Raw genomic sequence first — 22,278 nt, 5'->3', positions numbered from 1 at the left:
CCGGCACCGCCACCGTCGCGCCGTCATCGACCACCACCGACGCAACCGCAGAACCGCCATTACCGTCGAACGTCACCGTGTGCGTCGCGAGCTTCCACCCCGCATAGAGGGTCACGTCCCCGGTGACCGGCGTCGCGAAATCGAACGCCTCAGTCCCGGACCGATCAGTGAACCACCCCGTGAACGCGTACCCCGTCCGAGTCGGGTCGGCCGGCACCGCCACCGTCGCGCCGTCATCGACCACCACCGACGCAACCGCAGAACCGCCATTACCGTCGAACGTCACCAAGGCCTGCGGCTGCGTGTTGTATCCCTGCCACGTCGGGGTGCTGAACCCTGACTGGCTATCGCGGTAATACACGATCACGCCCGCCGGGCTTCCCAGAGAGGTACCGGCCGTGAACGTCGTCGGTGCGCTCCCGGCGAAGAAGACCGAGGTCAACTGATTGGCGCCGAAGGCGGAGTCTCCGATGCTCGTGACCGAGCCGGGGATCGACACCGACGTCAACCCGTTGCCATAGAACGCATAACCCCCGATGCTGACGACCGAGCCCGGGATCGACACCGACGTCAACCCGTTGCCATAGAACGCAAAGTCCCCGATGCTGGCGACCGAGCCCGGGATCGACACCGAGGTCAGCCCGTTGTTGCCGAAGGAGTAGTACCCGATGCTCGTCACCGAGTCAGGGATCGACACCGACGTCAACAGATTCCTACTGAACGTATAGGGCGCGATGCTGGTGAGCGAGTTCGAAATCGTCACGGACGTCAGCTGGTTGTTGGTGAATGCGTAGGCCCCGATGCTCGTCACCGAGTCCGGGATCGTCACCGAGGTCAATGCGTTGTAGCCGAACGCGGCGTAGCCGATGCTGGTGACCGAGTCCGGGATCGACACCGACGACAACCGGTTGTTGCTGAAAGCGGCGTCTCCGATACTCACGACGGAGTCCGGGACCGACACCGACGTCAACAGATTCACGCTGAACGCAGTGTCGCCGATGCTGGTGACCGAGTCCGGGATGGATACCGACGTCAGGGAGTTGTCTCGGAACGCGCCGTTCCCGATGGTGGTGATCGAGCCTGGAATCGACACCGACGTCAACCGGCTATTGACGAACGCTTCGTCTCCGATGCCGGTGACGGTGTAGTCCTGGCCGTCACTCAGGGTGACCTTCCCCGGGATGCTCACATCAGTGCCTTGGGCGGTGCCGTCATAGTAGACGGCGGTCGCGGTCAGTGTGGCGTCATCCCCATGGAAGCTGATGCCGCCGACGGTGGTCGTGATCGTCGCGGCCTGCGCAGTCCCTGCCGTCTTCAGAGTGATGCCCGCCACAAGCGTCACCACCGCTATCAGCATCGCGACGATGCGCCGCGCCGAAGCGGGCAGTGGCTGACGAGAGGCGGCTGAGGTCATCAGAGGATCCTTGAAGGGTGTTGAGCGGTCGCAAGCTCAGACACCTCCGAGCACCTCGCCATATTAGCGTTCCACCGGAACCACGCCGATCGGCTTTCGGGTCGCCTCTCCTCCTCACGCCTGGCAGCGGGGGCACCAGTAGAGCTTGCGCGAGGCCGCGTCCTCCACGACGATGTTCGTCCCGCAGACGCGGCACGGGAGGCCCGCCCGGTGGTACACCCAGTGCCGGTCGTCGCGATGTGCCATCGCCTTGCGGTACTCCTCCGGGCTGAGGTCATCCATCGTCATCATCTGGCCGGTCTCGACCCCGACCGACAGCAGCTCGACCCAGTCGCGCCACAGCGCGCGCACGACCTCCTCGGGCACGTCCCGGCCCGGCGTGTGCGGGTTCTGCTGCGCGCGGAACAGCATCTCCGCCCGATACACGTTGCCGATGCCGCTGATCACGCTCTGATCCATCAGCAGCAGGCCGACCGGCGTCTGCTTGCGCCGCACGGTCGCGACGAACCGCTCCTCGCCTTCGGCGGGATCGCCCACGAGCGGGTCGGGGCCGAGCTTCGCGATGGTGGCGAGCACCTCGTCGGGCGTCTGCAGCACGCAGGCCGTCGGCCCCCGCAGGTCGGCGCACGTGAGATCGGTCAGCAGCCGCAGCCGCACCTGCCCGACGGGAGGCGGCGGCCACTCGGCGGTCTCCTCCTCGCCCAGTCCGCTCGTCTGCTCCGACATGCGCACGTGCACGCGCGTGCGTCGCGGCGCACCGATCGAGGTCAGGGAGTTCTCCCCTGCGGCATCCATCACCCGCTCGTCGTCGATGACGGCCCCGCGCTGGTTCGTCTGGCCCATGCGCCCGTTCGCCGCGGCGATCGTCGGATCGGTCAGGATCTCCCCGGAGAAGTCCCACGCGCCGTAGAGGCCGAGATGCACGCGCAGCCAGACCTCGTCATCGAACGCCAGGAACATCTGCTTGCCGACCGCCTTCACCTCGGTGGCGACACGCCCCGAGATCACGGATGCGCCTTCGGCGAACCGGCCCTGTGGGCTCGATGCGGCGACCTCGCGACCCACGAAGTTGCGGTCGAACTGGCGCGCGATGCGGTGGACCGAATGACCCTCGGGCATCAGAACGCCGCGCGCGGGTCGGGCTGCAGCGTTCCGTCGTCTTCGAACGCGCGGATCTGCGCGATGCGGCGGGCGTGCCGCTCCTCGCCCGAGAACGGGGTGGCGATGAAGCGGTCGATGAACGACGCGGCCTCCTCGAAGGTGTGCTGGCGTGCGCCGATCGCGATGACGTTCGCGTCGTTGTGCTCGCGGGCGAGCTCCGCCGTCGCGATGCTCCACACGAGGGCGGCGCGGATGCCGACGACCTTGTTCGCGGAGATCTGCTCGCCGTTCCCCGACCCCCCGAAGACGACGCCGAGCGTCTCGATGCCGGCCTCCTGGTCGCGTACGACGGCCTGGGCGGCGCGGATGCAGAACGCGGGATAGTCGTCGAGCGCCTCGTACTCGAGCGGCCCGTGGTCGACGACCTCGTGCCCCTGATCGCTCAGGTGGTGCTGCAGACGGGTGGAGAACTCGAGACCGGCGTGGTCGGTCGCGATGTGGATGCGCATCCCTCAATCCTAGAGAGGATGCCGCTCACTCGTCCTTCTCGTCGTGATGCTTCGGAACGGGATGCCGGCCCGTGAGGGTGGCGTCGCCGGATGCGGTGTGGTCGGTGCGATCGGGCCCCTTGGGCTGGATGTGCCCCGGTTCGAGCAGCCGCGTGACCTCCTCCGGCGTGACCGCGCTCGACTCGGTGGTCGCCGTGGTGTACCAGTCGGTCAGCTCCGGATCTTCCGTGTCGAGCCAGGCGCCCGCACCCTCGCCCTCCGCGACCTCCGTGGAGCCGAAGATGAAGTCGTCGCCATGCTCGGCGATGCCGGCCCGCACCCCCTGCGCGATCGCGGCACGGGCGAACTTGTAGCGCAGCACGTACGGGTCGGTGCGCAGCTCCCGCGCCCACGCGATCATGATCCCGATGACGATGACCGCGAACGGCAGCGCCGAGACCACCATGATCGACTGCAGCCCGCCGAGCGCCTGCTGCCCCCCGAGCACCATCAGCGCCGCGGCGAGCCCGCCCATCAGGAGGCCCCACGCGATCGTCACCCACGTCGTCGGCTCCGGCTTGCCGTGCTCGCTCATCGAGGCCATGACGATCGAGGCCGAGTCGGCGGATGTCACGAAGTAGACGATGATCGAGAGCATCGCCACGATCGCCGTGACCTGGGCGGCGGGCAGATGCCCGAGCACCTGGAAGAGGACGTCCTCATCCTGCTCCACGTCGGCGATCCCCTTTCCGGCCCGCTGCTGGTCCATCGCCGTGCCGCCGAGAATCGTGAACCACAGGAAGCAGACGCTCGCCGGCACGAACACCACTGCCGTGACGAACTCGCGGAGGGTGCGGCCGCGGGAGATCTTCGCGATGAAGATGCCCACGAACGGCGACCAGGAGATCCACCACGCCCAGTAGTACGTCGTCCAACTCGACATGAACGCCGCCGCCCCGTCGGCCTGCAGCGCGTTGCGGGACGTCATCGTCCACAGCTGGTTGAAGAACTCGGCAGCGCTGGAGGGGATCAGCGTCAGGATGAGCAGCGTCGGCCCGACGACGAACACGAACAGCGCCAGCAGCCCCGCGACGACCATGTTGATGTTGGAGAGCGCCCGGATGCCGCGCTTGACGCCGGAGACGGCCGACAGCACGAACATCCCCGTCAGCACCGCGAGGACGATCACCAGCATCCCGCTGCCGATGTCGTGGATGCCGCCCACGATCTCGATCCCCCGGCCGACCTGCAGCGTGCCGATGCCGAGCGAAACGGCCGTGCCGAAGAGGGTCACGACAATCGCGAAGACGTCGATCGTCGAGCCGAGCCACCCCTGGATGCGGCGCCCGAACATCGGCTCGAAGATGCCCGAGATGAGCGGCGCGCGGCCACGACGGTACGCGCCGTAGGCGATCGCTCCCCCGACGAGCGCATAGAACCCCCAGGCCAGCGGGCCCCAGTGGAAGATCGTCTGGGCGAGCGCGACCTGCATCGCGCGTACGGTCTCCGCGTGCACCGGGGCGCCCGGCGGCGGATCGGTGAAGAAGGTGAGCGGTTCGAGCGGGCCGTAGAACAGCAGCCCGATGCCCATGCCCGCCGAGAACAGCATCGCGATCCACGACATGGTCGAGTACTCGGGCTTCTCGTCGTCGGCACCGAGGCGCACGCCCCCCGTATGGCCGTACGCGAGGATCAGCATGTACGCCAGCACAACGACGACGAGGCCCGAGAACAGCCAGCCGAAATTCGCCGTCTCCCAGGCGAGCGCCACCCGCCCGACCTCGCTCAGCGAGTGCGGCGAGATGAGCGCCCACGCGATCACCGCCAGCACGAGCACCGCGGCGATGCCGAACACCGGCCCGTTGATCGCGAACCGCCGATTCGTGCTCTCGACGCCGATTCCCGGCAGCAGCGCGGGGTGCAGGCTCTCGGTGAGCGCGCCCGGGGTCCGCGTCTGCATCACGGCACTGTCCCGGCGGACGCCGCCGGCTCCGCCTCCCGGAGCACCGCGGTCCCGGCGACCGCCACGGTCCCGTCGAAGAGCGCCGGAATCATCCTTCGTCATGGTTTCGCCTCGTTCGGGTGTCGCACACGGCCGGTTCCACGGTACTGTCTGCCGCATCCGCCGGACAGACCCCCCCTACTCCGGGCGCGCCTATGACTTCCGTCTGACAGCCCACCGCGCAATGCGGGCTCCGGCGCCGACCGCGTAGGGTGGATGGGTTGTCGCCGATGCCAGCAGCGTCGTCGGCGGCACCCATCCGCCCACACCCACGGGAGCATTTCAGTGCCTGGAGAGAACCTCACCCGCATCGAGGCGCAGGAGCGCCGCGCCGTCGTAGACACGCAGGAGTACGACGTCGTCCTCGATCTGACGAAGGGACCGGAGGTCTTCTCATCGACCTCGACCGTCCGCTTCAGGGCGACGGAGGGGGCGTCCACCTTCATCGACCTCATCGCCCGCGAGGTGCACTCGATCACCCTGAACGGCCGCGAGATCGACCCCGCCACCGCGTTCGCCGACTCGCGCATCGCGCTCGACTCGCTCGCCGCTCAGAACGAGCTCGTGGTCGTCGCGGACTGCCTGTACACGAACACGGGCGAGGGCCTGCACCGCTTCGTCGACCCCGTCGACGGCGAGGTGTACCTGTACAGCCAGTTCGAGGTGCCCGATTCGCGCCGCGTCTTCGCCGTGTTCGAGCAGCCCGACCTGAAGGCGGGGTTCCAGTTCACCGTCACCGCGCCGGCGGAGTGGAAGGTCGTGTCGAACGCGCCGACGCCGGAGCCGGAGCCCGCGCACGAGGGAGCCGCGACCTGGACGTTCGCGCGCACGCAGCGCATCTCCTCCTACATCACGGCCCTCATCGCCGGGCCGTACGAGGCGACGTTCTCCGAGCTCACGAGCGCGTCGGGCCGGGTCATCCCGCTCGGCGTGTACGCGCGCAAGAGCCTGTGGCAGCACATGGACGCCGACTACATCTTCGACAAGACGCGCGAGGGGTTCGCGTACTACGAGTCGAAGTTCGACGTGCCGTATCCGTTCGAGAAGTACGACCAGCTGTTCGTTCCCGAATTCAACGCGGGCGCGATGGAGAACGCGGGCGCGGTGACGTTCACCGAGACGTACGTGTTCCGCAGCAAGGTGACGGATGCCGTCAAGGAGCGCCGCGTCGTCACGATCCTGCACGAGCTCGCCCACATGTGGTTCGGCGACCTCGTCACCATGAAATGGTGGAACGACCTGTGGCTGAACGAGTCGTTCGCGGAGTGGGCGTCGACGATCGCCACCGCCGAGGCCACCGAGTGGTCGGAGGCGTGGACGACGTTCAACGCGATGGAGAAGAGCTGGGCGTACCGGCAGGATCAGCTGCCCTCGACGCATCCGGTCGTCGCACAGATCAACGACCTCGAAGACGTGCAGGTGAACTTCGACGGCATCACGTACGCGAAGGGCGGATCGGTCCTCAAGCAGCTGACCGCCTGGGTCGGCATCGACGCGTTCTTCGCCGGCGTGTCGGCCTACTTCAAGAAGCACCAGTTCGGCAACACCGAGCTGAGCGACCTGCTCGCCGAACTCGAGGCCACGAGCGGCCGTGACCTCAGCGCATGGTCGAAGAAGTGGCTCGAGACGGCGGGCGTCAACACGCTCTCGCCGCTCATGGTCGACGACGCCGACGGCGTCATCACCCGCTTCGGCGTGGTGCAGACCGCGCCGGCCGATTACCCGACGATCCGTCCCCACCGCGTCGGCATCGGCTTCTACAACCTCAAGGACGGCGCGCTCGTGCGGGTGCACCACATCGAGCTCGACGTCGACGGCGACCGGACCGACGTGCCCGACCTGCAGGGTATGAAGCGGCCCGACCTCGTGCTGCTCAACGACGACGACCTCGCGTACGCGAAGATCCGCCTCGATGAGCGCTCCCTCGCGACCGCCATCGCGCACCTCGACAAGATCGCCGACCCGCTGGCCCGCTCCCTCGTGTGGGGTGCCGCGTGGGACCAGACCCGCGACGCCGAGTCGTCGCCGAGCGACTACATCGACCTCGTGCTCGGCAACATCGGCGCCGAGACCGAGTCCACGACGATCCGCACGACGCTCGGCCAGCTGCAGCTCGCCGCGAACGCGTACGTCGCCCCGGCGCACCGCGACCAGACCCGCATCCGCGTGGCCGACGGACTGTGGGAGCTCGCGCAGGCGGCCGAGGCGGGCAGCGACAGCCAGCTGCAGCTCGTCACGGCGTTCGCCTCGGCCGCCGCGACGCCCGCGCAGTGGGAGCAGGTGCGCCGCCTGCGCGCCGGCGAGGACACGCTCGAGGGGCTCGAGATCGACACGGACCTCTCGTGGCAGCTGCTCGTCGCGCTCGCCGCCGGCGGCATCGTGACGGCCGATGACATCGACGCGGCGCTGCAGGCCGACAACACCGCGAAGGGCGGCGAGTTCGCCGCGCAGGCCAAGGCCGCGCTGCCGAGCGCCGAGGCCAAGCAGGCGGCGTGGGACAGTCTCGTCGCGAACGACGACCTTCCCAACACCGTGGTGCGCTCGGCCGCCGTCGGCTTCGTGCACCCGGCCGGGGCGGAACTGCTCGAGCCGTTCGTGACGCAGTACTTCGACATGCTGCTGCCGGTGTGGAACTCGCGCACGTATCAGATCGCGAACTACCTCATCACCGGGCTGTACCCCTCACCTCTCGCGAACGCGGCCCTGCGCGATGCGACCCGCGCCTGGCTCAGCGAGAATCCGGAGGCGCCCGCCGCGCTGCGCCGCATCGTCGCCGAGAACGCCGCCGGCGTGGAGCGCGCGCTGTCGGTGCAGGCCCGCGACAGCCAGGACTGAGAGCGGGCGGATGCCGCGGCATCCGCTGACGACGACGGATGCTCCGACCGCCCAGCGTGGTCGGAGCATCCGTCGTTAGGATCGAGACGATGTCCTCCCTCCTTCTCTCCCTGGTGCCCCTGGCCGCCGCCGCGAAGGACGAGCCCACCCTGCTGGAGACGATCCTCGGCTACATCACCGAAGCCGGATGGCGGCTGCTGGGAACCGTCGCGATCATCGTCGGCGCGGTCATCGTCGCGGGGCTGCTGCGTCTCGTCATCCGCCGCGTCGTCAACCGCATCGTGAACGGCGCGAAGAACAAGGCGCAGGTGCAGGACACCCAGGCGCTCGAGCGGTCTCCCCTGGCCTCCGTGCGCCTGGTGCAGCGCACCCGCACGCTCGGCACGATCCTCAGCAACATCGTCAACGTGCTCGTCGGGATCATCGCGATCATCCTGATCGTGAACGTGCTGTTCCCGGGCATCCTCGGCTCGTTCGCGCTGCTCACGGCGGCGCTCGGCGCGGGCCTCGGTTTCGGTGCGCAGAACATCGTCAAGGACGTGCTGAACGGCATCTTCATCGTCGCGGAAGACCAGATCGGCATCGGCGATGTCGTCGACCTGGGCCTCGCCACCGGAATCGTGGAGTACGTCAGCGTGCGCGTCACGCATGTGCGCGACGTCAACGGCACGCTCTGGTACGTCCGCAACGGCGAGGTGACCCGCATCGGCAACATGTCGAAGGGCTGGTCACGGGTCATCGTCGACGTCACCGTGCCGGCCGACGCCGACGTCGCCGGCACCGAGAAGAAGATGATGGATGCCGCGACGGCCCTCACGAAGGATCCGTCGTGGCGCACCCGGATCACCGGCTACCCCGAGCTGTGGGGACTGCAGTCGGTCGGCGGCGAGACGCTCGTGCTGCGGATCGTGATGAAGACCCGCGCGCACGCCAAGGACGATGTCGCGAGCGAGCTGCGCCTGCGCCTCGCGCGCATGCTCCACGAGTCAGGGATCGAGCTGGCGGCGCTCGGCTCGGTGCAGCTCGAGGGGGCGGAGGGCGCGCAGCGCGTGCGCGGCGCTCATCCCCCGCGCACCAAGCCCACCCCGGTGCCGCCGTCGGGCGATGTCGTCTGGAAGCCGAAGAAGAAGGGCAGGCGCGGTCCCGACGCGCCCGAGTCCGATTCCCCTCCGAAGGACAAAAAATGACGGATGCCGCGGCGGCCTCGTTCTACGACCAGGTCGGCGGACACGACGTGTTCGCCCGTCTTGTCCACGAGTTCTATCGGGGGGTGCGCACCGATCCCGTGCTGTCGCCGATGTACCCGCAGGAGGACCTCGACGGCGCCGAGGAGCGGTTGACGCTGTTCCTGCAGCAGTACTGGGGCGGTCCGACGACCTACAGTGAGCAGCGGGGCCACCCCCGGCTGCGGATGCGGCATGTCGCGTTCCATGTCAACCCCGACGCGCGCGATCGCTGGCTCGCGCACATGCGCGACGCGATGGACACCCTGGACCTCTCCCCGCTGCACGACGCGACGCTCTGGGATTATCTTCAGCGGGCGGCTCACTCCCTCGTGAACACGTTCGAGCCGACGCCCGACACCTCGCGCTGACCCATCCGACGACGAAGGAGCCGTCTTGACCACTGCCTACCCCCCGAGCGCCTCGTCCCCGGATGCCACGCACCGCGCCGACCTGCTCGTGATCGGATGGGGCCTGGCCGGCCTCGTCGCCGCCTCGGAAGCCGCCGCCGCGGGCAAGAGCGTCGTGATCGTCGACCAGGAATCGCGCACGAACCTCGGCGGCCAGGCGTGGTGGTCGTTCGGCGGCCTGTTCTTCATCGACTCGCCCGAGCAGCGCCGGTTCGGCATCCGCGATTCGCTGGAGCTCGCCCGTCAGGACTGGTTCGCGACGGCGGGGTTCGATCGAGACGACGATGCCTGGCCACGGCAGTGGGCGGAGGCGTACCTGCAGTTCGCGCACCACGAGAAGCGGGCCTGGCTGCGCGAGAAGGGCGTGGGGTTCTTCCCCGTCGTGGGATGGGCCGAGCGCGGCGGCTACACCGCGACGGGGCCGGGCAACTCCGTACCGCGCTTCCACATCACCTGGGGCACCGGGCCCGGGATCGTCGCCCCGTTCCGGGCCGCGGTCGAACGGGGCGAGGCCGAGGGACGCATTACGATCCTCGCCCGCCGCCGGGTGACCTCGCTCACCGTCGACGGGGGCGTCGTCACCGGAGCGGTCGGCGACATCCTCGCCCCGTCCGGCGCCGCGCGCGGCGTCGCATCCTCGCGCGAGGTCGTCGGAGCGTTCACCGTCCGCGCGGCCGCGACGATCGTCTCATCCGGTGGCATCGGCGGCAACCACGAGCTCGTGCGCAGCAACTGGCCGGCGCGCCTCGGCACTCCGCCCGAGTCGATGATCACGGGCGTGCCGGCGTACGTCGACGGGTCCATGCAGCAGGTCACCGCGGCCGCCGGAGCGCGGCTGATCAACAACGACCGGATGTGGCACTACGTCGAGGGCATCCAGAACTGGGATCCGGTCTGGCCCGACCACGGAATCCGCATCCTTCCGGGGCCGTCTTCGGTGTGGCTCGATGCGACCGGGCACCGACTGCCGGTACCCCTCTTCCCGGGGTTCGACACCCTCGGCACGCTGGCGCATCTGCGGGCGACCGGGCACGACCACTCCTGGTTCGTGCTGTCGCAGAAGATCATCGAGAAGGAGTTCACGCTCTCGGGCAGCGAGCAGAACCCGGATCTCACCGACAAGGACGTACAGCTGCTGCTGAAGTCGCGCCTCGGCAAGGGTGCCGCCGGTCCGGTGCAGGCGTTCATGGACCATGGTGCCGATTTCGTCGTGCGCGACGACCTCGATTCGCTGATCGCGGGGATGAGGGAGCTTCCGGGCGGCGAGGCGCTCGACGCCGACCAGGTGCGGCTCGAGATCGGGGCGCGCGATCGGGAGATCGAGAACGAGTTCACCAAGGACGCGCAGATCGCGATGCTGCGGTCGGCGCGCGCGTACCGCGGCGACAAGCTCATCCGCACCGCGGCCCCGCACCGCATCCTCGACCCGGCCGCGGGGCCGCTCATCGCGGTGAAGCTCCACGTGCTCACCCGCAAGTCGCTCGGCGGCATCGAGACCGATCTGTCGGCGCGGGCGCTCGGTGCCGACGGCCGGCCGGTGCCCGGCCTGTACGCGGCGGGCGAGGCGGCAGGGTTCGGCGGCGGCGGCGTGCACGGCTACCGCGCACTCGAGGGCACGTTCGTGGGCGGATGCCTCTTCTCGGGTCGTATCGCGGGTCGAGCGGCCGCAGCCGCCGTGTGAGCGTCAGCCGACCGGCTGCTCGGCTCCCGTCGCGCGCACCGGCGTCATGCCGGTGTGCGCGGGGCCACGCCACAGGACGTGGCCGCGCGAGAGGGAGACGCGCGTCCAGCGACCGTGGACCCGCACCGGCGCTCGCTCCGGCTCCGCCTCACCGGCGCGCGCACCGGTGAACCCCAGGGCGTACGCGACGAACGCGATCCCGCGGGGGAACCCGCCCAGGTCGTCGTCGGGCTCGCTCCACACCCTTCCTCGGACGGTGCGGACGACCTGCTCGCCGGGATCGGCGGGAAGAGCGTGCGCGACGGCCGACATCCCCCACTGAGCCCGATCTGCGAGCGCGACCGCGGCGAGCTCGCCGATCGGCGACCATCCGGTCCGGGGTGCCGGAGCCGTCGCCCACAGCGGCTTCTCGATCGCCGTCTCGGGCAGGAGCACCGCAGACGGGTCTCCGGAGGCGCCGCGCAGCAGGCTCGCCTCGATCACGATGTCGCACTCGAGTTCGGGATCGATCGGCAGTGCACGCATCCCGAGCACCGTCGGTGTGGGATCGAGCAGCCCCTGCCGGACGAGGGGCGCCGCGGTCACCGCGAGCACGCCGTGCGCGGCGGCGAGGTGGACGGCGCCGTCGCCCGTGCGCGCGGCGCGACCGGCGAACGTGAGCAGGTCGGTCGCGGCGTACGGGTCGGGGAAGACGAGACGTGCGGCCATCGGTTCTAAGCTAGTCCACGTGACGGACGCCCCCTCTGCCGACCCCATCGCCTCACTTCTCGATGTGCTCGACCTTGCGGATTCCGACGCCCGGACCACGGAGGACATCTTCGTCGGGGTGTCCCAGCCGATGCCGCACGGACGCGTGTACGGCGGGCAGGTGCTGGCGCAGTCGATCGTGGCCGCCCAACGCACCGTGACTGAGGGGCGCACGGCGCATTCCATGCACGGGTACTTCCTGCGCCCGGGCGACGCATCCGCGAGCATCACGTTCTCCGTCGACCGCATCCACGACGGACGCTCGTTCTCGACGCGCCGGACGCAGGCCTACCAGCGGGGCGTGCCGATCTTCTCGATGATCTCGTCGTTCGAAGACGACGCTCCCGGGCTCGAACACCAGGCGCCGATGCCCGAGGGGATCCCCGGTCCCGATGAGCTGCCCGACGACGGGGAGCTCATCCCCGACGTGCAGGAGCAGTCGAAGCGGATGTTCACCGAGCGGCCGATCGACATGCGTCATGTGCCGTCGCCGATCTACGCCGAGGTCGCCGGACCGCGGCAGGCGCACCAGGCGGTGTGGATGCGCACGCTTCGCCGGCTGCCCGACGACCCCGCGGTGCACCGCGCCGCGCTGGTGTACCTCTCCGACATGACGATTCAGGAATCGATCCTGCGGGCGCACGGGGTGTCGTGGAGCACGCCCGGGCTGCGTGTCGCGAGTCTCGATCACGCGATGTGGTGGCACCGCGACGGACGCGTCGACGAGTGGATGCTGTATGTGCAGGAGTCGCCGAGCGCCCGCGCCGGCCGCGGACTCGCGCAGGGGCGGATCTACTCGCAGGACGGGGTGCTGCTCGCGTCCGTCGCGCAGGAGATCATGGTCCGGGTGCCCGAGCTGCGCTGAACGACCGGCTCTCGCGACCGCGTCAGCCGCGGTGCGCGTAGACGATCGGTGCGCCCAGGTACGGCGTCCAGGCGTCGCGTTCGAGCTGGCTGAGCCGCATCGGGCGTCCCGTGGACGCATCCACCTTCACGACGACGGCGGTCGAGCGCGCGTACACCCGCTGACCGTCGGTCGTGGCGGTCTCACGGGGTGAGCACACCTCGTAACAGACCTCGATGCTCGAGCCGCCGAGCTTGCCGAACCACATCTGCACGTCGAGCGGGTGCCGCTGGTAGGGCACCGGCGCCAGATACTCGATCTCCTGCCGGGCGATGAGCGTGAGCACGCCGCTCTCAACCCCGGAGCTGAGCACGCCGGTGGGCGGCGCATCCTCTCCGTCCTGTGGCGCCCACAGGGCGCGCACGCGCGCCTCTTCGAGGATCTTCAGCATCGCCGTGTTGTTGACGTGGTTGAACGCGTCGAGGTCGCCCCACCGCAGCGAGATCGGGATGTGCAAGCGGCGGGGGCTCTCGGCTGAGATCGAGTCGTTCACGTGCTGTTCGTTCCGCTCGGCGGCTCAGTCGCGGGTCAGCTTGCGGTACGTCGAGCGGTGCGGGGTGGCGGCGTCCGCGCCGAGGCGGTCGATCTTGTTCTTCTCGTACGCCTCGAAGTTGCCCTCGAACCAGTACCACTGGTCGGGGTTCTCCTCCGTGCCCTCGTACGCGAGGATGTGCGTCGCGATGCGATCGAGGAACCACCGGTCGTGGGTGATCACCACGGCGCAGCCGGGGAACTCGAGGAGTGCGTTCTCCAGCGACTGGAGGGTCTCGACGTCGAGGTCGTTGGTCGGCTCGTCGAGCAGCAGGAGGTTTCCGCCCTGCTTGAGGGTGAGGGCGAGGTTGAGGCGGTTGCGCTCACCGCCCGACAGGACGCCGGCCTTCTTCTGCTGGTCGGGTCCCTTGAAGCCGAACTTCGAGACGTAGGCGCGCGAGGGGATCTCCGTCTTGCCGACCGTGATGATGTCGAGTCCGTCGGACACCACTTCCCAGAGCGACTTCTCGGGGTCGATGCCGGCGCGGGACTGGTCGACATAGCTGATCTGGACCGTCTCGCCGATCTTCAGGTCGCCGCCGTCGAGGGGCTCGAGCCCGACGATCGTCTTGAAGAGGGTCGTCTTGCCGACGCCGTTCGGGCCGATGACGCCGACGATGCCGTTCGGCGGGAGGCTGAAGCTGAGGCCGTCGATGAGCGAGCGGTCGTCGAAGCCCTTCTGCAGCTTCTTCGCCTCGATCACGACGCTGCCCAGGCGCGGCCCCGGCGGGATCTGGATCTCCTCGAAGTCGAGCTTGCGGGTGCGCTCGGCCTCCGCCGCCATCTCCTCGTAGCGGGCGAGGCGGGCCTTGGACTTCGCCTGGCGGCCCTTCGTGTTGGAGCGGACCCATTCGAGTTCGTCGGCGAGGCGCTTGGCGAGCTTGGCGTCCTTCTTGCCCTGAACCTGGAGGCGTTCCGCCTTCTTCTCGAGGTACGTGGAGTAGTTGCCCTCGTAGCCGATGAGCCGGCCGCGGTCGACCTCGGCGATCCATTCCGCCACGTTGTCGAGGAAGTACCGGTCGTGCGTGATGGCGATGACGGCGCCGGGGTACTTCTGCAGGTGCTGCTCGAGCCAGAGGACGCTCTCCGCGTCGAGGTGGTTGGTCGGCTCGTCGAGCAGGAGGAGGTCGGGCTTCTGCAGCAGCAGACGAGTGAGGGCGACGCGGCGCTTCTCTCCGCCGGAGAGGTTCGACACCTCGGCGTCGCCCGGCGGGGTGCGCAGGGCGTCCATCGCCTGCTCGAGCTGCGAGTCGAGGTCCCACGCGTCGGCGGCGTCGATCTCCTCCTGCAGGGTGCCCATCTCGGCGAGCAGCGTGTCGAGGTCGGCGTCGGGGTCGCTCATGAGGGCCGAGATCTCGTTGAAGCGATCGAGCTTCGCCTTGATCGCGACGCCTTCCTGGATGTTCTCGAGCACGGTCTTCGACTCGTCGAGCTCGGGCTCCTGCATCAGGATGCCGACGGTGTAACCCGGGGCGAGCGTCGCCTCGCCGTTGGACGGGTGGTCGAGGCCCGCCATGATCTTGAGGATCGTCGACTTTCCGGCGCCGTTCGGGCCCACCATGCCGATCTTCGCGCCCGGGAGGAACGCCATCGTGACGTCGTCGAGGATCAGCTTCTCGCCGACCGCCTTGCGGGCACGGACCATCTGGTAGATGTACTCAGCCATTCGAAAACGCTCTCCCTGGGTGCGGACGTCAGCATCCCAGCCTACCGGTCACCGCCTGAGCGATCGGTCCGCATGGGCCGCGCCTGCGGGCCGACCCTGTCCCCCTGGCCCCGCAGCGGGCGGCGCATGCGACCGAAGCCGGTGGCCGCTCCCCTACCAGTCGATCGCGCGTGTCACGCCCAGCAGGCAGGAACCGTCCGCGAGCCCTGGCATCACGGTCGTGACCGCGCGGCCCGTCTCGGGTCCGACCTGGCCGATCAGGCACTGCCCGTCATTCCACCGGACGGAGAACTGGATGCTCTCGGCAGGATTCCCCACGGTCGACCGATCGGGAGTGACCTGCATCGCCTTCTTGTCGAAGCCGGCCTTCACCAGCGCGTCGACGTACGCGCGACCATGGTCGCGGCTCTTTCCCGCCCAGACGCGGTCGGTGACCGCGCGGAACAGCGGAAGGTTGTCCTTCGCTGTTCCGTCGGGGACGAGGGCCGGAACCGCCGGAGCGGTCGCGGTCGCGGTCGGCGACGTGGTGCCCGGGGCCATCGGCGACATGCTCATCGAGGGCGAGTTCGAGGGCGCAGGCGTGGTCGTGCATCCGGCGAGCGCCGCCGCCAGCACCACGAGGGCCCCGAGTGCCGGGGCGACTCCAGCCCGCGCTCCCGGGGTGCGACCCGGGACCGACGAGCAGCTCGGTGCCGGACGGGCGCGTCGCGCAGAGACACGAGAGCCGGGCATTCCCCGAGTCTAGGCGGCGCGCCCGCACCAGGACGTCCAGCGCGCCCCGTCAGAACGGCGCGTCCGCGAGCTCCGCGTCGCGGGCCCCGGCACGATCCTCCGCCGCGGTGCCGGCGGCCGAGCCTCCGGGCGCACCCCAGTCGCCGGGTACCTCATTCGGTGTGGTGCCGTCGTCGGGCGGAGCCGCTGTCGTCCACTGTTGGACGGGGGCGTCCGGTGACGCACCCTCCTGTGAGCCGTCCGCTTCCCACTCGTCGCTTCGCTGACCGGCGCGCGAGTAGTGGGACGTTCCCCACCGCAGGTCATGACCGATCCCGTCGGCATCGATCTCGACACTCATGCCCTTGCCCTTGTCGTTCTGCCACTCGCGCACCTTGAGGCGACCTGTCACGATCACGCGTTCACCCTTGTGAAGCGACTCGAATGCGTTCTCGCCGAGTGAGCGGAACGCCGAGACGCGATACCAGTTGGTCCCCGTCTCGACCCACTCTCCCTTCGACCGGTCGAAGTGCCGTTGGCTGCTGGCGACGCGGAACGTCGTCACCGGGCCCCCGGCGCCGGCTTGCCGACGCTCGGGGTCGGCGGCGATGTTCCCCGTGATGGTGATCGTGTCGCTCATCGCCTTCTCCCTTCTCTCGCTGCCCTTCGGCAGCATCCGTGTCCGGGGCACTTCCCCGGCAGTCCCGGTGCTCGGTGCCCGTCGAGCACCGGGACTCACCCCACTGTGGACTGGCGCAACGTCCCGCGGCGGCCGCATCCGTCGATCTGGGGATGGCTCCGCCACATTTCCGCGAGACGCGCTCTTGGGGAGGCGGCGCTACTCCGGCACGCCAGCCGTGCGCGGCGATGTCGGAGGTCGGACATAACTTCGAACCAGGAGGTGCACATGAGCACAGCAATCGCAAGCCCCGGTCGGGCGGCGCACCGCAGTCGAGGGGGAACGACGCTTCTGCCGATCGGTCCCGGGCGGTGGCGGGTTCTGGATGCGTCGGGACTCATCATCGGACACGTCGACACCCGGCCCGGGATGCAGGGAGTGCGCTACCGCGCGCTGCGTTATCGCCCGGCCTCGCGCGGGTTTCTCGAACTCGGCGGCTTCTGGTCGCTCGACGACGCCGTGGACTGCCTTCGCGCGGGGCGATGAGACGCCGCGGCCGAGCGACACCTGGCCCCGGCCTGGGAGAAGGCGCTCGGACTCAGTGCTGCTCGAAGCGCGGCCAGTCGCTTCCCGCGGGCATCGCCGAATAGAGCGCGGACTTCGCGACATCCATCGTGGGATACGACCCCAGCGACGCATCCGCTCCCGCCATCGTCACGACGAAGCCGTCGTCGGATTCCCTGATGCTGCCGACGACTCCCGTCGGACCATACGCGACCCACACGGCGTGACGCTGCTCGGTCTTGTCCATCACGAACTCCCTCCGTCGTTTCCCCGACCGTACGCCAGCCCGCCCGGGTCCACCAGGCCGGTTCCCGACCGTGCTCGGTTCCAGGTAGCCTTGTCTCACCCATCCCTCCGTAGCTCAGGGGACAGAGCGAGCGGTTTCTACCCGCCAGGTCGGGGGTTCGAATCCTCCCGGGGGGGCCGTTTCCCGTACTCATGGGGCGTCGTCCGGGGTCCTCATTAGGATGAAGTCATGGTGGGATCATCCGATAACGACCGGCTCGTCTGGATCGACTGCGAGATGACGGGCCTCGACCTCTCGGTCGATGAGCTCGTCGAGGTCGCCGTCGTCGTGACGGACTTCAACCTTCAGCCGGTCGACCCGGGCTTCCAGATCGTGATCAAGCCGAGCGAGGCGTCGCTGACGCATATGAACGACTTCGTCACGAAGATGCACACCACATCGGGCCTCATCGAGGAGATCCCCCAGGGCGTGACGCTCGCCGAAGCGCAGGCGCAGACCCTCGCCTACATCCGCCGGTTCGTGCCCCTGAAGGGGAAGGCGCCGCTGGCCGGCAACACGATCGGCACCGACCGGATGTTCCTCGCCAAGTACATGCCCGACGTGGACACCTGGCTGCATTACCGCAACGTCGATGTATCCAGCATCAAAGAGCTCTCCCGGCGCTGGTACCCCCGGGCGTACATCCACGCTCCCCTCAAAGACGGCGGTCACCGCGCCCTTGCCGACATCAAGGAATCGATCCGCGAGCTCGCCTACTACCGAGACGCCGTCTTCGTCGCCCAGCCGGGGCCGAACAGCGATGATGCGAAGGCGGTCGCCGCCGCCACCGTGTCGTCGTTCGCCTCGAACGTGTGAGAGAATCTTCTGGTTGCCCCGTTCCGGCGGGGTCACGGTGGGTATAGCTCAGCTGGTAGAGCGCCTGGTTGTGGTCCAGGAGGTCGCGGGTTCAAGCCCCGTTACTCACCCCATACTGTGCGCGCCTCCCACCGCGGGCGTCGGTCCGGCGCTCGCGACGGACGTGCACGAGTCTGCGAGGATGGAAGAGTTCCCTTCCCCGCGCGCAGGAGCTGACCGCACGATGCTTCAGATGGATGCCGATGCGTTCGAAGCCCTCGTGACCGACGAGCTCGACCGCCTCCCCGACGACATGGTCGACGGGCTCGACAACATCGTGTTCGTGGTCGAAGACCGTCCCGAGGACGGCAGCCTCGACCTGTTCGGGCTGTACGACGGATGGGCCCTGACCGAACGCGACCGGTACGGCGTCGGCGAGCTTCCCGACCGCATCATCATCTACCGTGAGCCGCACCTCGCCGAGTGCGAGACCGAGAGTGAGCTGCGCGACGAGGTGCACACCACCCTCGTGCACGAGATCGCCCACTTCTACGGCATCGACGACACCCGCCTCCACGAGTTGGGATGGGCATGAGCACACCCGCGAGCCCCGATCTTCGCGAGGACATCGACCTCAATGCGAACGTTGCGCCCGACCGCCCGTGGCAGACGGTCGTGTGGAACGATCCCGTCAACCTGATGAGCTACGTCGTCCGCGTGCTGCGCGAGTACTTCGGCTATCCGAAGGATGTCGCGACCCGCCTCATGCTCGCCGTCCACCACGAGGGCCACGCCGTCGTGTCGGAGGGACCGCGCGAGCAGATGGAGCTGCACGCGCAGGCCATGCACGACTACGGCCTCTGGGCCACGATCCGAAAGGCGCCCGAATGACCCGTACGGTCGTGATGGAGATCACCCGCATGGAGGCGACCCACCTCGGCGAGCTGGTCCGGCAGTTCCGCGAGCTTCTGCAGGACGAGGACTCCGGCACCGGACGTCCATCGGACGACGCACTGCTGCGCCTCGTCCCCGACGCCTACCGCGACGACCCGGCCGCGGCCGAGGAGTTCCGGCACCTCACGGCCGACGATATCCTCGCGCGGCGCGACACCGACGCCGACGAAGTCCTGCGGACCCTCGCCGACCCGTCGGCCGCCGAGGAGAGCGAGCCACTCGACGTGATGGTGGTCGACCTCTCGCTCGACCAGGTGGAGTCGTGGCTGCGCACCCTCGCGGCCCTCCGGCTCGTCCTCGCGTCGCGCCTGGGGATCCGCAGTGAGAGCGACCACGATCCGGCCGACCCACGCTTCGGGATCTACGAATGGCTCGGGTACCGTCTCGAGATGCTCCTCGAGGCCGCCGAGGACGACTGAACCGTCGCCGCTCGGCTCAGGAGTCCTTCTCGGCCGGCGGAGTCACCGGCTCAGCACCCCGCTCGATCTTCACCCCGGTGAACTCGACGTCCACCGGCTCGATGAACCGGCGACCGTTCACCTCGTCGTGCCGCATGAACGTGGGCGGATCGACGTGCACCCGCAGCGTGTACTCGCCGTCCCTGGGCAGCGTCCAGTTGCGTGCGTAGTGATAGATCATCGGATGCCACACCAGCACCTGCTCGTGCGGCCCCAGTTCCTCCCCGTCGGGCGTCACGACCGTGAGCGTCACCCGGGCACCCGGGACGAACCGCCCGTCGCCGCCGTCGCACACCGCGATCTCGATGTGGGCGTTCTCCTCCTCGGGGTTGTTCCACGTGAGGGTGCCGTCGTCGAAGCTGTACATGCCTTCGGCGTCCTCCACGGCGTACCCGATGAGGTAGTCGCCGGCCCGCTGCGTGCCGCCGCCGTGCGCCACGTGCTGCACCATGTACTCCAGCGCCTTCTGATAGGCGTCGCCCTCGGCGACGGCGAGTTCCAGCTGACGCGCGGTCGCTTCGGAGGTGTCGGGATCCATCGGCGGTCGTTCGGCATCCATCGTCTTTCTCCTCATCATCCGGGCGCACCCGCGCCCTGCTCACTCCGACGGTACGGATCGGATGCGCGAGCGGACATGGCCTTTCGTCGTCCGCCGACGCGTGCTAGTCACGGCACGAGGAACGTGTGGGTGGCGAGGGTCGCGGGCCGGTCGCGACGGACGTGCTCGTCTTCCTGCCGAGCCCAGCGACCCCAGTGCGGACGGAACGCCTCGCCGTCGCGGTCGAGCGCCCGGCTCCGGCGGGAGCCCTCCGGGGACTCCACCCAGACCCGCACCGCCGCAAGCACGGCCGTCTCGGGCGTCAGGATGCCGGATCCCTCGACGATCAGCGGCAGCTCGGGGTCGACGGCGTACGCTTCGGCCGGGCGCTCGGCGACCCAGTCCCAGCGCCTCCAACGGGCGACGCGGCCATCGGCATGCGGCGCGAGGATGTCGTCCCGCACGAGCTCCACGCCGGCATCGAGCCCATCCCACCCGGGGTAGACGGAATCGAGGGCGACCAGCTGAACGGGTGCGGCGCCGGGCCAGCGGGCGACGAGCAGACGAGCGAGCGTGGACTTGCCCGCACCGCTGCGGCCGTCGATCAGGACGATCGGGAATGCACGCTCCGACGCGGTGACCGCCTGGACGAGCGTGTCGGCGGCACGATCGAGAGCACCGCCGACGGCATCCGCACTACTTCTTGAGGGCGCGGACGACACGACTCAGCGCACGTCCGCACACCCAGACGAACGGGATCGCGACAGCGAGGAACGCGACGATGTTGGGCTCGAAGCGCAGGTCGTCGCCACGGCGCACGTAGGCGCCCAGCGGGATCGCGTATCCTCCCCCGCCACCCCCGCCGTTGCCCGACTCATCGGATCCCCCGCCGTAGCCCGACCAGCTGAGGGCCACCGGAATGACGCGGACGCCGTCGACGTCCTGCTGTTCCCCGTACGCGCTGTTCACCCCGAAGGATGCCGCCTGCTTGCCGAGCTCGAGTGCGATGTTTGGCATGCTCCCACGCTAGCCGCCTGAGCGCCCGCTGCCCAGCCCCACGTCACGCTTCCCGGCGCCGCTGCGGGGGATGATGCGTCACGCCGCCCACGTCGCGCTTCGCGCCCAGGAAGGCAGCCCGCGTGACAGCGCCCGTGCCGAATCGCGCGATGGCGTCGTCGAGCGCGCCCTCGACCTGCCGCCATTCCTCGTCGTCGTCCCACAGCGCAAGGCCTCTTCCGCCGGCCGGCTGCAGCCGCTCGGCGCGGACGCCGATCAGCCGGACCGGAAGCGGGCGCTCGAGCGCGTCGAACAGCTCGATCGCCGCGGCGCCGATCCGCTGCCCGACTGCGCTCGGCTCGGCCAGCGTCTGCGTGCGGGTGAGGGTCGTGAAGTCCGCGAAGCGCACCTTGATCGACACGGTCGCCGCCTCCCAGCCGTTGTGCCGCAGACGCGCACCGACGCGGTCGGCGAGCCGGCGCAGCTCGGCTCGGAGCACTCCGCCGTCCGCGATGTCGGTCTGGAACGTCTCCTCGTGGCCGACGCTCTTCTCCACGCGATCCGGCTCGATCTGGCGTGCGTCCTCTCCCCGCGCCAGCTGCGTCAGACGGCGGGCCATCGCAGGACCCATGGCACGCTCCAGCACGCCGTACGGAGTCTGGCGCAGATCGCGCACGGTGCGGATGCCCCTGCCCTCGAGCGCCTCCGCCGCCCGCGGACCCACACCCCACATCGTGCGGACGCTCAGCGGCGCGAGGAAGTCGAGCGTGTCCGACTCGGCCACGATGAGCAGTCCGTCGGGCTTGCTCATCGTCGACGCGATCTTCGCGACATGCTTCGTGGCCGCGGCCCCGATGCTGCACGTCAGCCCGGTCTCCTCGCGCACGCGGGCTCGCAGCATCCGAGCGATGACACCCGGCGTTCCCCACAGGCGCCGCGCGCCGCGCACGTCGAGGAACGCCTCATCGATCGACAGCGGCTCCACGAGCGGGGTGATGTCGTGGAACATGGCCATCACGCGTTCCGAGAACTCGAGGTAGCGCGGAAAGTGCGGCGGAACGACGATCGCAGTCGGGCACAGCCGCAGCGCCTGTCCCACGGGCATGGCCGAGCGCACGCCGAATCGGCGCGCCTCGTACGTCGCGCTGGACACGACGCCACGGCCCTCGGCACCTCCGACGATGACGGGCTTGCCGCGCAGCGACGGGTCGTCGAGGACCTCGACGGATGCGTAGAACGCATCCATGTCCACGTGCAGGATGCCTGCCCCGGCGTCGTCCGCACCCTCCGGCGAGACACGCCTGCCCGTGCCGTCACCGCGTCCCATGCGTCCATTCTCCCCGGAGCCGCCGACA

The 22,278-nt window shown here is 69.2% G+C and carries 24 protein-coding genes and 2 tRNA genes; 12 read left to right on the top strand and 14 right to left on the bottom strand.

The window, feature by feature from the left end; genetic code table 11:
- The 4 genes from AC3RX1_RS07965 to AC3RX1_RS07950 form a co-directional block, all read right to left on the bottom strand.
- A partial coding sequence (locus tag AC3RX1_RS07965) for a leucine-rich repeat protein (RefSeq protein ID WP_491500694.1) occupies positions 1–1,414 on the bottom strand: 1,414 nt, incomplete at its 3' end.
- Between the two features lie 114 nt (positions 1,415–1,528).
- Positions 1,529–2,533, bottom strand: a complete 1,005-nt coding sequence (locus AC3RX1_RS07960) for an Fpg/Nei family DNA glycosylase (protein ID WP_491500693.1) — start codon at positions 2,531–2,533, stop codon at positions 1,529–1,531.
- Entirely contained in the window at positions 2,533–3,024 is a 492-nt protein-coding gene (locus tag AC3RX1_RS07955) for a ribose-5-phosphate isomerase (protein WP_491500692.1), read from the bottom strand. Before AC3RX1_RS07955 ends, AC3RX1_RS07960 begins: the two co-directional genes overlap by 1 nt.
- 25 nt (positions 3,025–3,049) lie before the next feature.
- Positions 3,050–4,963 (bottom strand): BCCT family transporter, encoded by a 1,914-nt coding sequence (locus AC3RX1_RS07950; protein WP_491500691.1) that lies wholly within the window; start codon positions 4,961–4,963, stop codon positions 3,050–3,052.
- Between the two features lie 327 nt (positions 4,964–5,290).
- On the opposite strand from AC3RX1_RS07950, the gene pepN reads away from it, so the two are divergent.
- From pepN to AC3RX1_RS07930, 4 genes are all read left to right on the top strand, one after another.
- A complete protein-coding gene (gene pepN / locus AC3RX1_RS07945; RefSeq protein WP_491500690.1) occupies positions 5,291–7,840 on the top strand; it encodes an aminopeptidase N in 2,550 nt (849 codons plus the stop codon).
- A gap of 89 nt (positions 7,841–7,929) precedes the next feature.
- Positions 7,930–9,027 carry a mechanosensitive ion channel family protein gene (locus tag AC3RX1_RS07940; protein ID WP_491500689.1) on the top strand — a complete coding sequence of 366 codons (1,098 nt, stop codon included), beginning with the start codon at positions 7,930–7,932 and terminating at the stop codon, positions 9,025–9,027.
- Positions 9,024–9,434: a globin gene (locus AC3RX1_RS07935; protein WP_491500688.1), complete on the top strand. Its 411-nt coding sequence runs from the start codon at positions 9,024–9,026 to the stop codon at positions 9,432–9,434. Before AC3RX1_RS07940 ends, AC3RX1_RS07935 begins: the two co-directional genes overlap by 4 nt.
- A gap of 25 nt (positions 9,435–9,459) precedes the next feature.
- A complete protein-coding gene (locus AC3RX1_RS07930) occupies positions 9,460–11,154 on the top strand; it encodes an FAD-binding dehydrogenase (protein ID WP_491500687.1) in 1,695 nt (564 codons plus the stop codon).
- A gap of 3 nt (positions 11,155–11,157) precedes the next feature.
- Here the strand turns inward: AC3RX1_RS07930 and AC3RX1_RS07925 are convergent, their stop codons facing one another.
- Complete coding sequence (locus AC3RX1_RS07925) at positions 11,158–11,862, bottom strand: DUF8185 domain-containing protein (protein WP_491500686.1); 705 nt, start codon at positions 11,860–11,862, stop codon at positions 11,158–11,160.
- A 19-nt stretch (positions 11,863–11,881) separates the two neighbouring features.
- Between AC3RX1_RS07925 and AC3RX1_RS07920 the strand changes: the two genes are divergently transcribed.
- On the top strand, positions 11,882–12,766 hold the full coding sequence (locus AC3RX1_RS07920) for an acyl-CoA thioesterase (protein WP_491500685.1): 885 nt from the start codon (positions 11,882–11,884) through the stop codon (positions 12,764–12,766).
- Between the two features lie 22 nt (positions 12,767–12,788).
- On the opposite strand, the gene AC3RX1_RS07915 is transcribed toward AC3RX1_RS07920, so the two are convergent.
- The 4 genes from AC3RX1_RS07915 to AC3RX1_RS07900 form a co-directional block, all read right to left on the bottom strand.
- Positions 12,789–13,298, bottom strand: a complete 510-nt coding sequence (locus AC3RX1_RS07915; RefSeq protein WP_491500684.1) for an acyl-CoA thioesterase — start codon at positions 13,296–13,298, stop codon at positions 12,789–12,791.
- Positions 13,299–13,322: 24 nt separating this feature from the next.
- Complete coding sequence (gene ettA, locus AC3RX1_RS07910; RefSeq protein WP_491500683.1) at positions 13,323–15,002, bottom strand: energy-dependent translational throttle protein EttA; 1,680 nt, start codon at positions 15,000–15,002, stop codon at positions 13,323–13,325.
- A 153-nt stretch (positions 15,003–15,155) separates the two neighbouring features.
- On the bottom strand, positions 15,156–15,734 hold the full coding sequence (locus AC3RX1_RS07905; RefSeq protein WP_491500682.1) for a DUF6993 domain-containing protein: 579 nt from the start codon (positions 15,732–15,734) through the stop codon (positions 15,156–15,158).
- Between the two features lie 49 nt (positions 15,735–15,783).
- Positions 15,784–16,353, bottom strand: coding sequence for a single-stranded DNA-binding protein (locus AC3RX1_RS07900; RefSeq protein WP_491500681.1), 570 nt, complete (start codon positions 16,351–16,353; stop codon positions 15,784–15,786).
- Between the two features lie 267 nt (positions 16,354–16,620).
- On the opposite strand from AC3RX1_RS07900, the gene AC3RX1_RS07895 reads away from it, so the two are divergent.
- Positions 16,621–16,878, top strand: a complete 258-nt coding sequence (locus tag AC3RX1_RS07895; RefSeq protein WP_491500680.1) for a hypothetical protein — start codon at positions 16,621–16,623, stop codon at positions 16,876–16,878.
- A gap of 52 nt (positions 16,879–16,930) precedes the next feature.
- Here the strand turns inward: AC3RX1_RS07895 and AC3RX1_RS07890 are convergent, their stop codons facing one another.
- Positions 16,931–17,143 carry a methyltransferase gene (locus AC3RX1_RS07890; protein WP_491500679.1) on the bottom strand — a complete coding sequence of 71 codons (213 nt, stop codon included), beginning with the start codon at positions 17,141–17,143 and terminating at the stop codon, positions 16,931–16,933.
- A 103-nt stretch (positions 17,144–17,246) separates the two neighbouring features.
- Between AC3RX1_RS07890 and AC3RX1_RS07885 the strand changes: the two genes are divergently transcribed.
- The 6 genes from AC3RX1_RS07885 (at position 17,247) to AC3RX1_RS07860 (ending at position 19,350) form a co-directional block, all read left to right on the top strand.
- A tRNA-Arg gene (locus AC3RX1_RS07885) sits at positions 17,247–17,319 on the top strand.
- 52 nt (positions 17,320–17,371) lie between these two features.
- A complete protein-coding gene (gene orn / locus AC3RX1_RS07880; RefSeq protein WP_491500678.1) occupies positions 17,372–17,998 on the top strand; it encodes an oligoribonuclease in 627 nt (208 codons plus the stop codon).
- 37 nt (positions 17,999–18,035) lie between these two features.
- Positions 18,036–18,111, top strand: a tRNA-His gene (locus AC3RX1_RS07875).
- Between the two features lie 110 nt (positions 18,112–18,221).
- Positions 18,222–18,572: a metallopeptidase family protein gene (locus AC3RX1_RS07870; protein WP_491500677.1), complete on the top strand. Its 351-nt coding sequence runs from the start codon at positions 18,222–18,224 to the stop codon at positions 18,570–18,572.
- Positions 18,563–18,868: an ATP-dependent Clp protease adapter ClpS gene (gene clpS, locus AC3RX1_RS07865; protein WP_491500676.1), complete on the top strand. Its 306-nt coding sequence runs from the start codon at positions 18,563–18,565 to the stop codon at positions 18,866–18,868. Before AC3RX1_RS07870 ends, clpS begins: the two co-directional genes overlap by 10 nt.
- Entirely contained in the window at positions 18,865–19,350 is a 486-nt protein-coding gene (locus tag AC3RX1_RS07860) for a DUF2017 family protein (RefSeq protein WP_491500675.1), read from the top strand. The genes clpS and AC3RX1_RS07860 overlap by 4 nt, the downstream gene beginning before the upstream one ends.
- A gap of 16 nt (positions 19,351–19,366) precedes the next feature.
- On the opposite strand, the gene AC3RX1_RS07855 is transcribed toward AC3RX1_RS07860, so the two are convergent.
- The 4 genes from AC3RX1_RS07855 to AC3RX1_RS07840 form a co-directional block, all read right to left on the bottom strand.
- Entirely contained in the window at positions 19,367–19,948 is a 582-nt protein-coding gene (locus tag AC3RX1_RS07855; protein ID WP_491500674.1) for an iron transporter, read from the bottom strand.
- Between the two features lie 107 nt (positions 19,949–20,055).
- Positions 20,056–20,649: a nucleoside/nucleotide kinase family protein gene (locus AC3RX1_RS07850; RefSeq protein ID WP_491500673.1), complete on the bottom strand. Its 594-nt coding sequence runs from the start codon at positions 20,647–20,649 to the stop codon at positions 20,056–20,058.
- Positions 20,624–20,944, bottom strand: coding sequence for a hypothetical protein (locus AC3RX1_RS07845; protein ID WP_491500672.1), 321 nt, complete (start codon positions 20,942–20,944; stop codon positions 20,624–20,626). The genes AC3RX1_RS07850 and AC3RX1_RS07845 overlap by 26 nt, the downstream gene beginning before the upstream one ends.
- Before the next feature lie 43 nt (positions 20,945–20,987).
- Positions 20,988–22,250, bottom strand: a complete 1,263-nt coding sequence (locus tag AC3RX1_RS07840) for a DNA polymerase IV (RefSeq protein ID WP_491500671.1) — start codon at positions 22,248–22,250, stop codon at positions 20,988–20,990.
- Positions 22,251–22,278: the final 28 nt, after the last annotated feature.

The sequence above is a fragment of the Microbacterium altimontanum genome, from assembly GCF_058349865.2.
The sequence above is the reverse complement of the archived record's forward strand: the minus strand, read 5'-3'. Positions and strand labels throughout refer to the sequence as shown.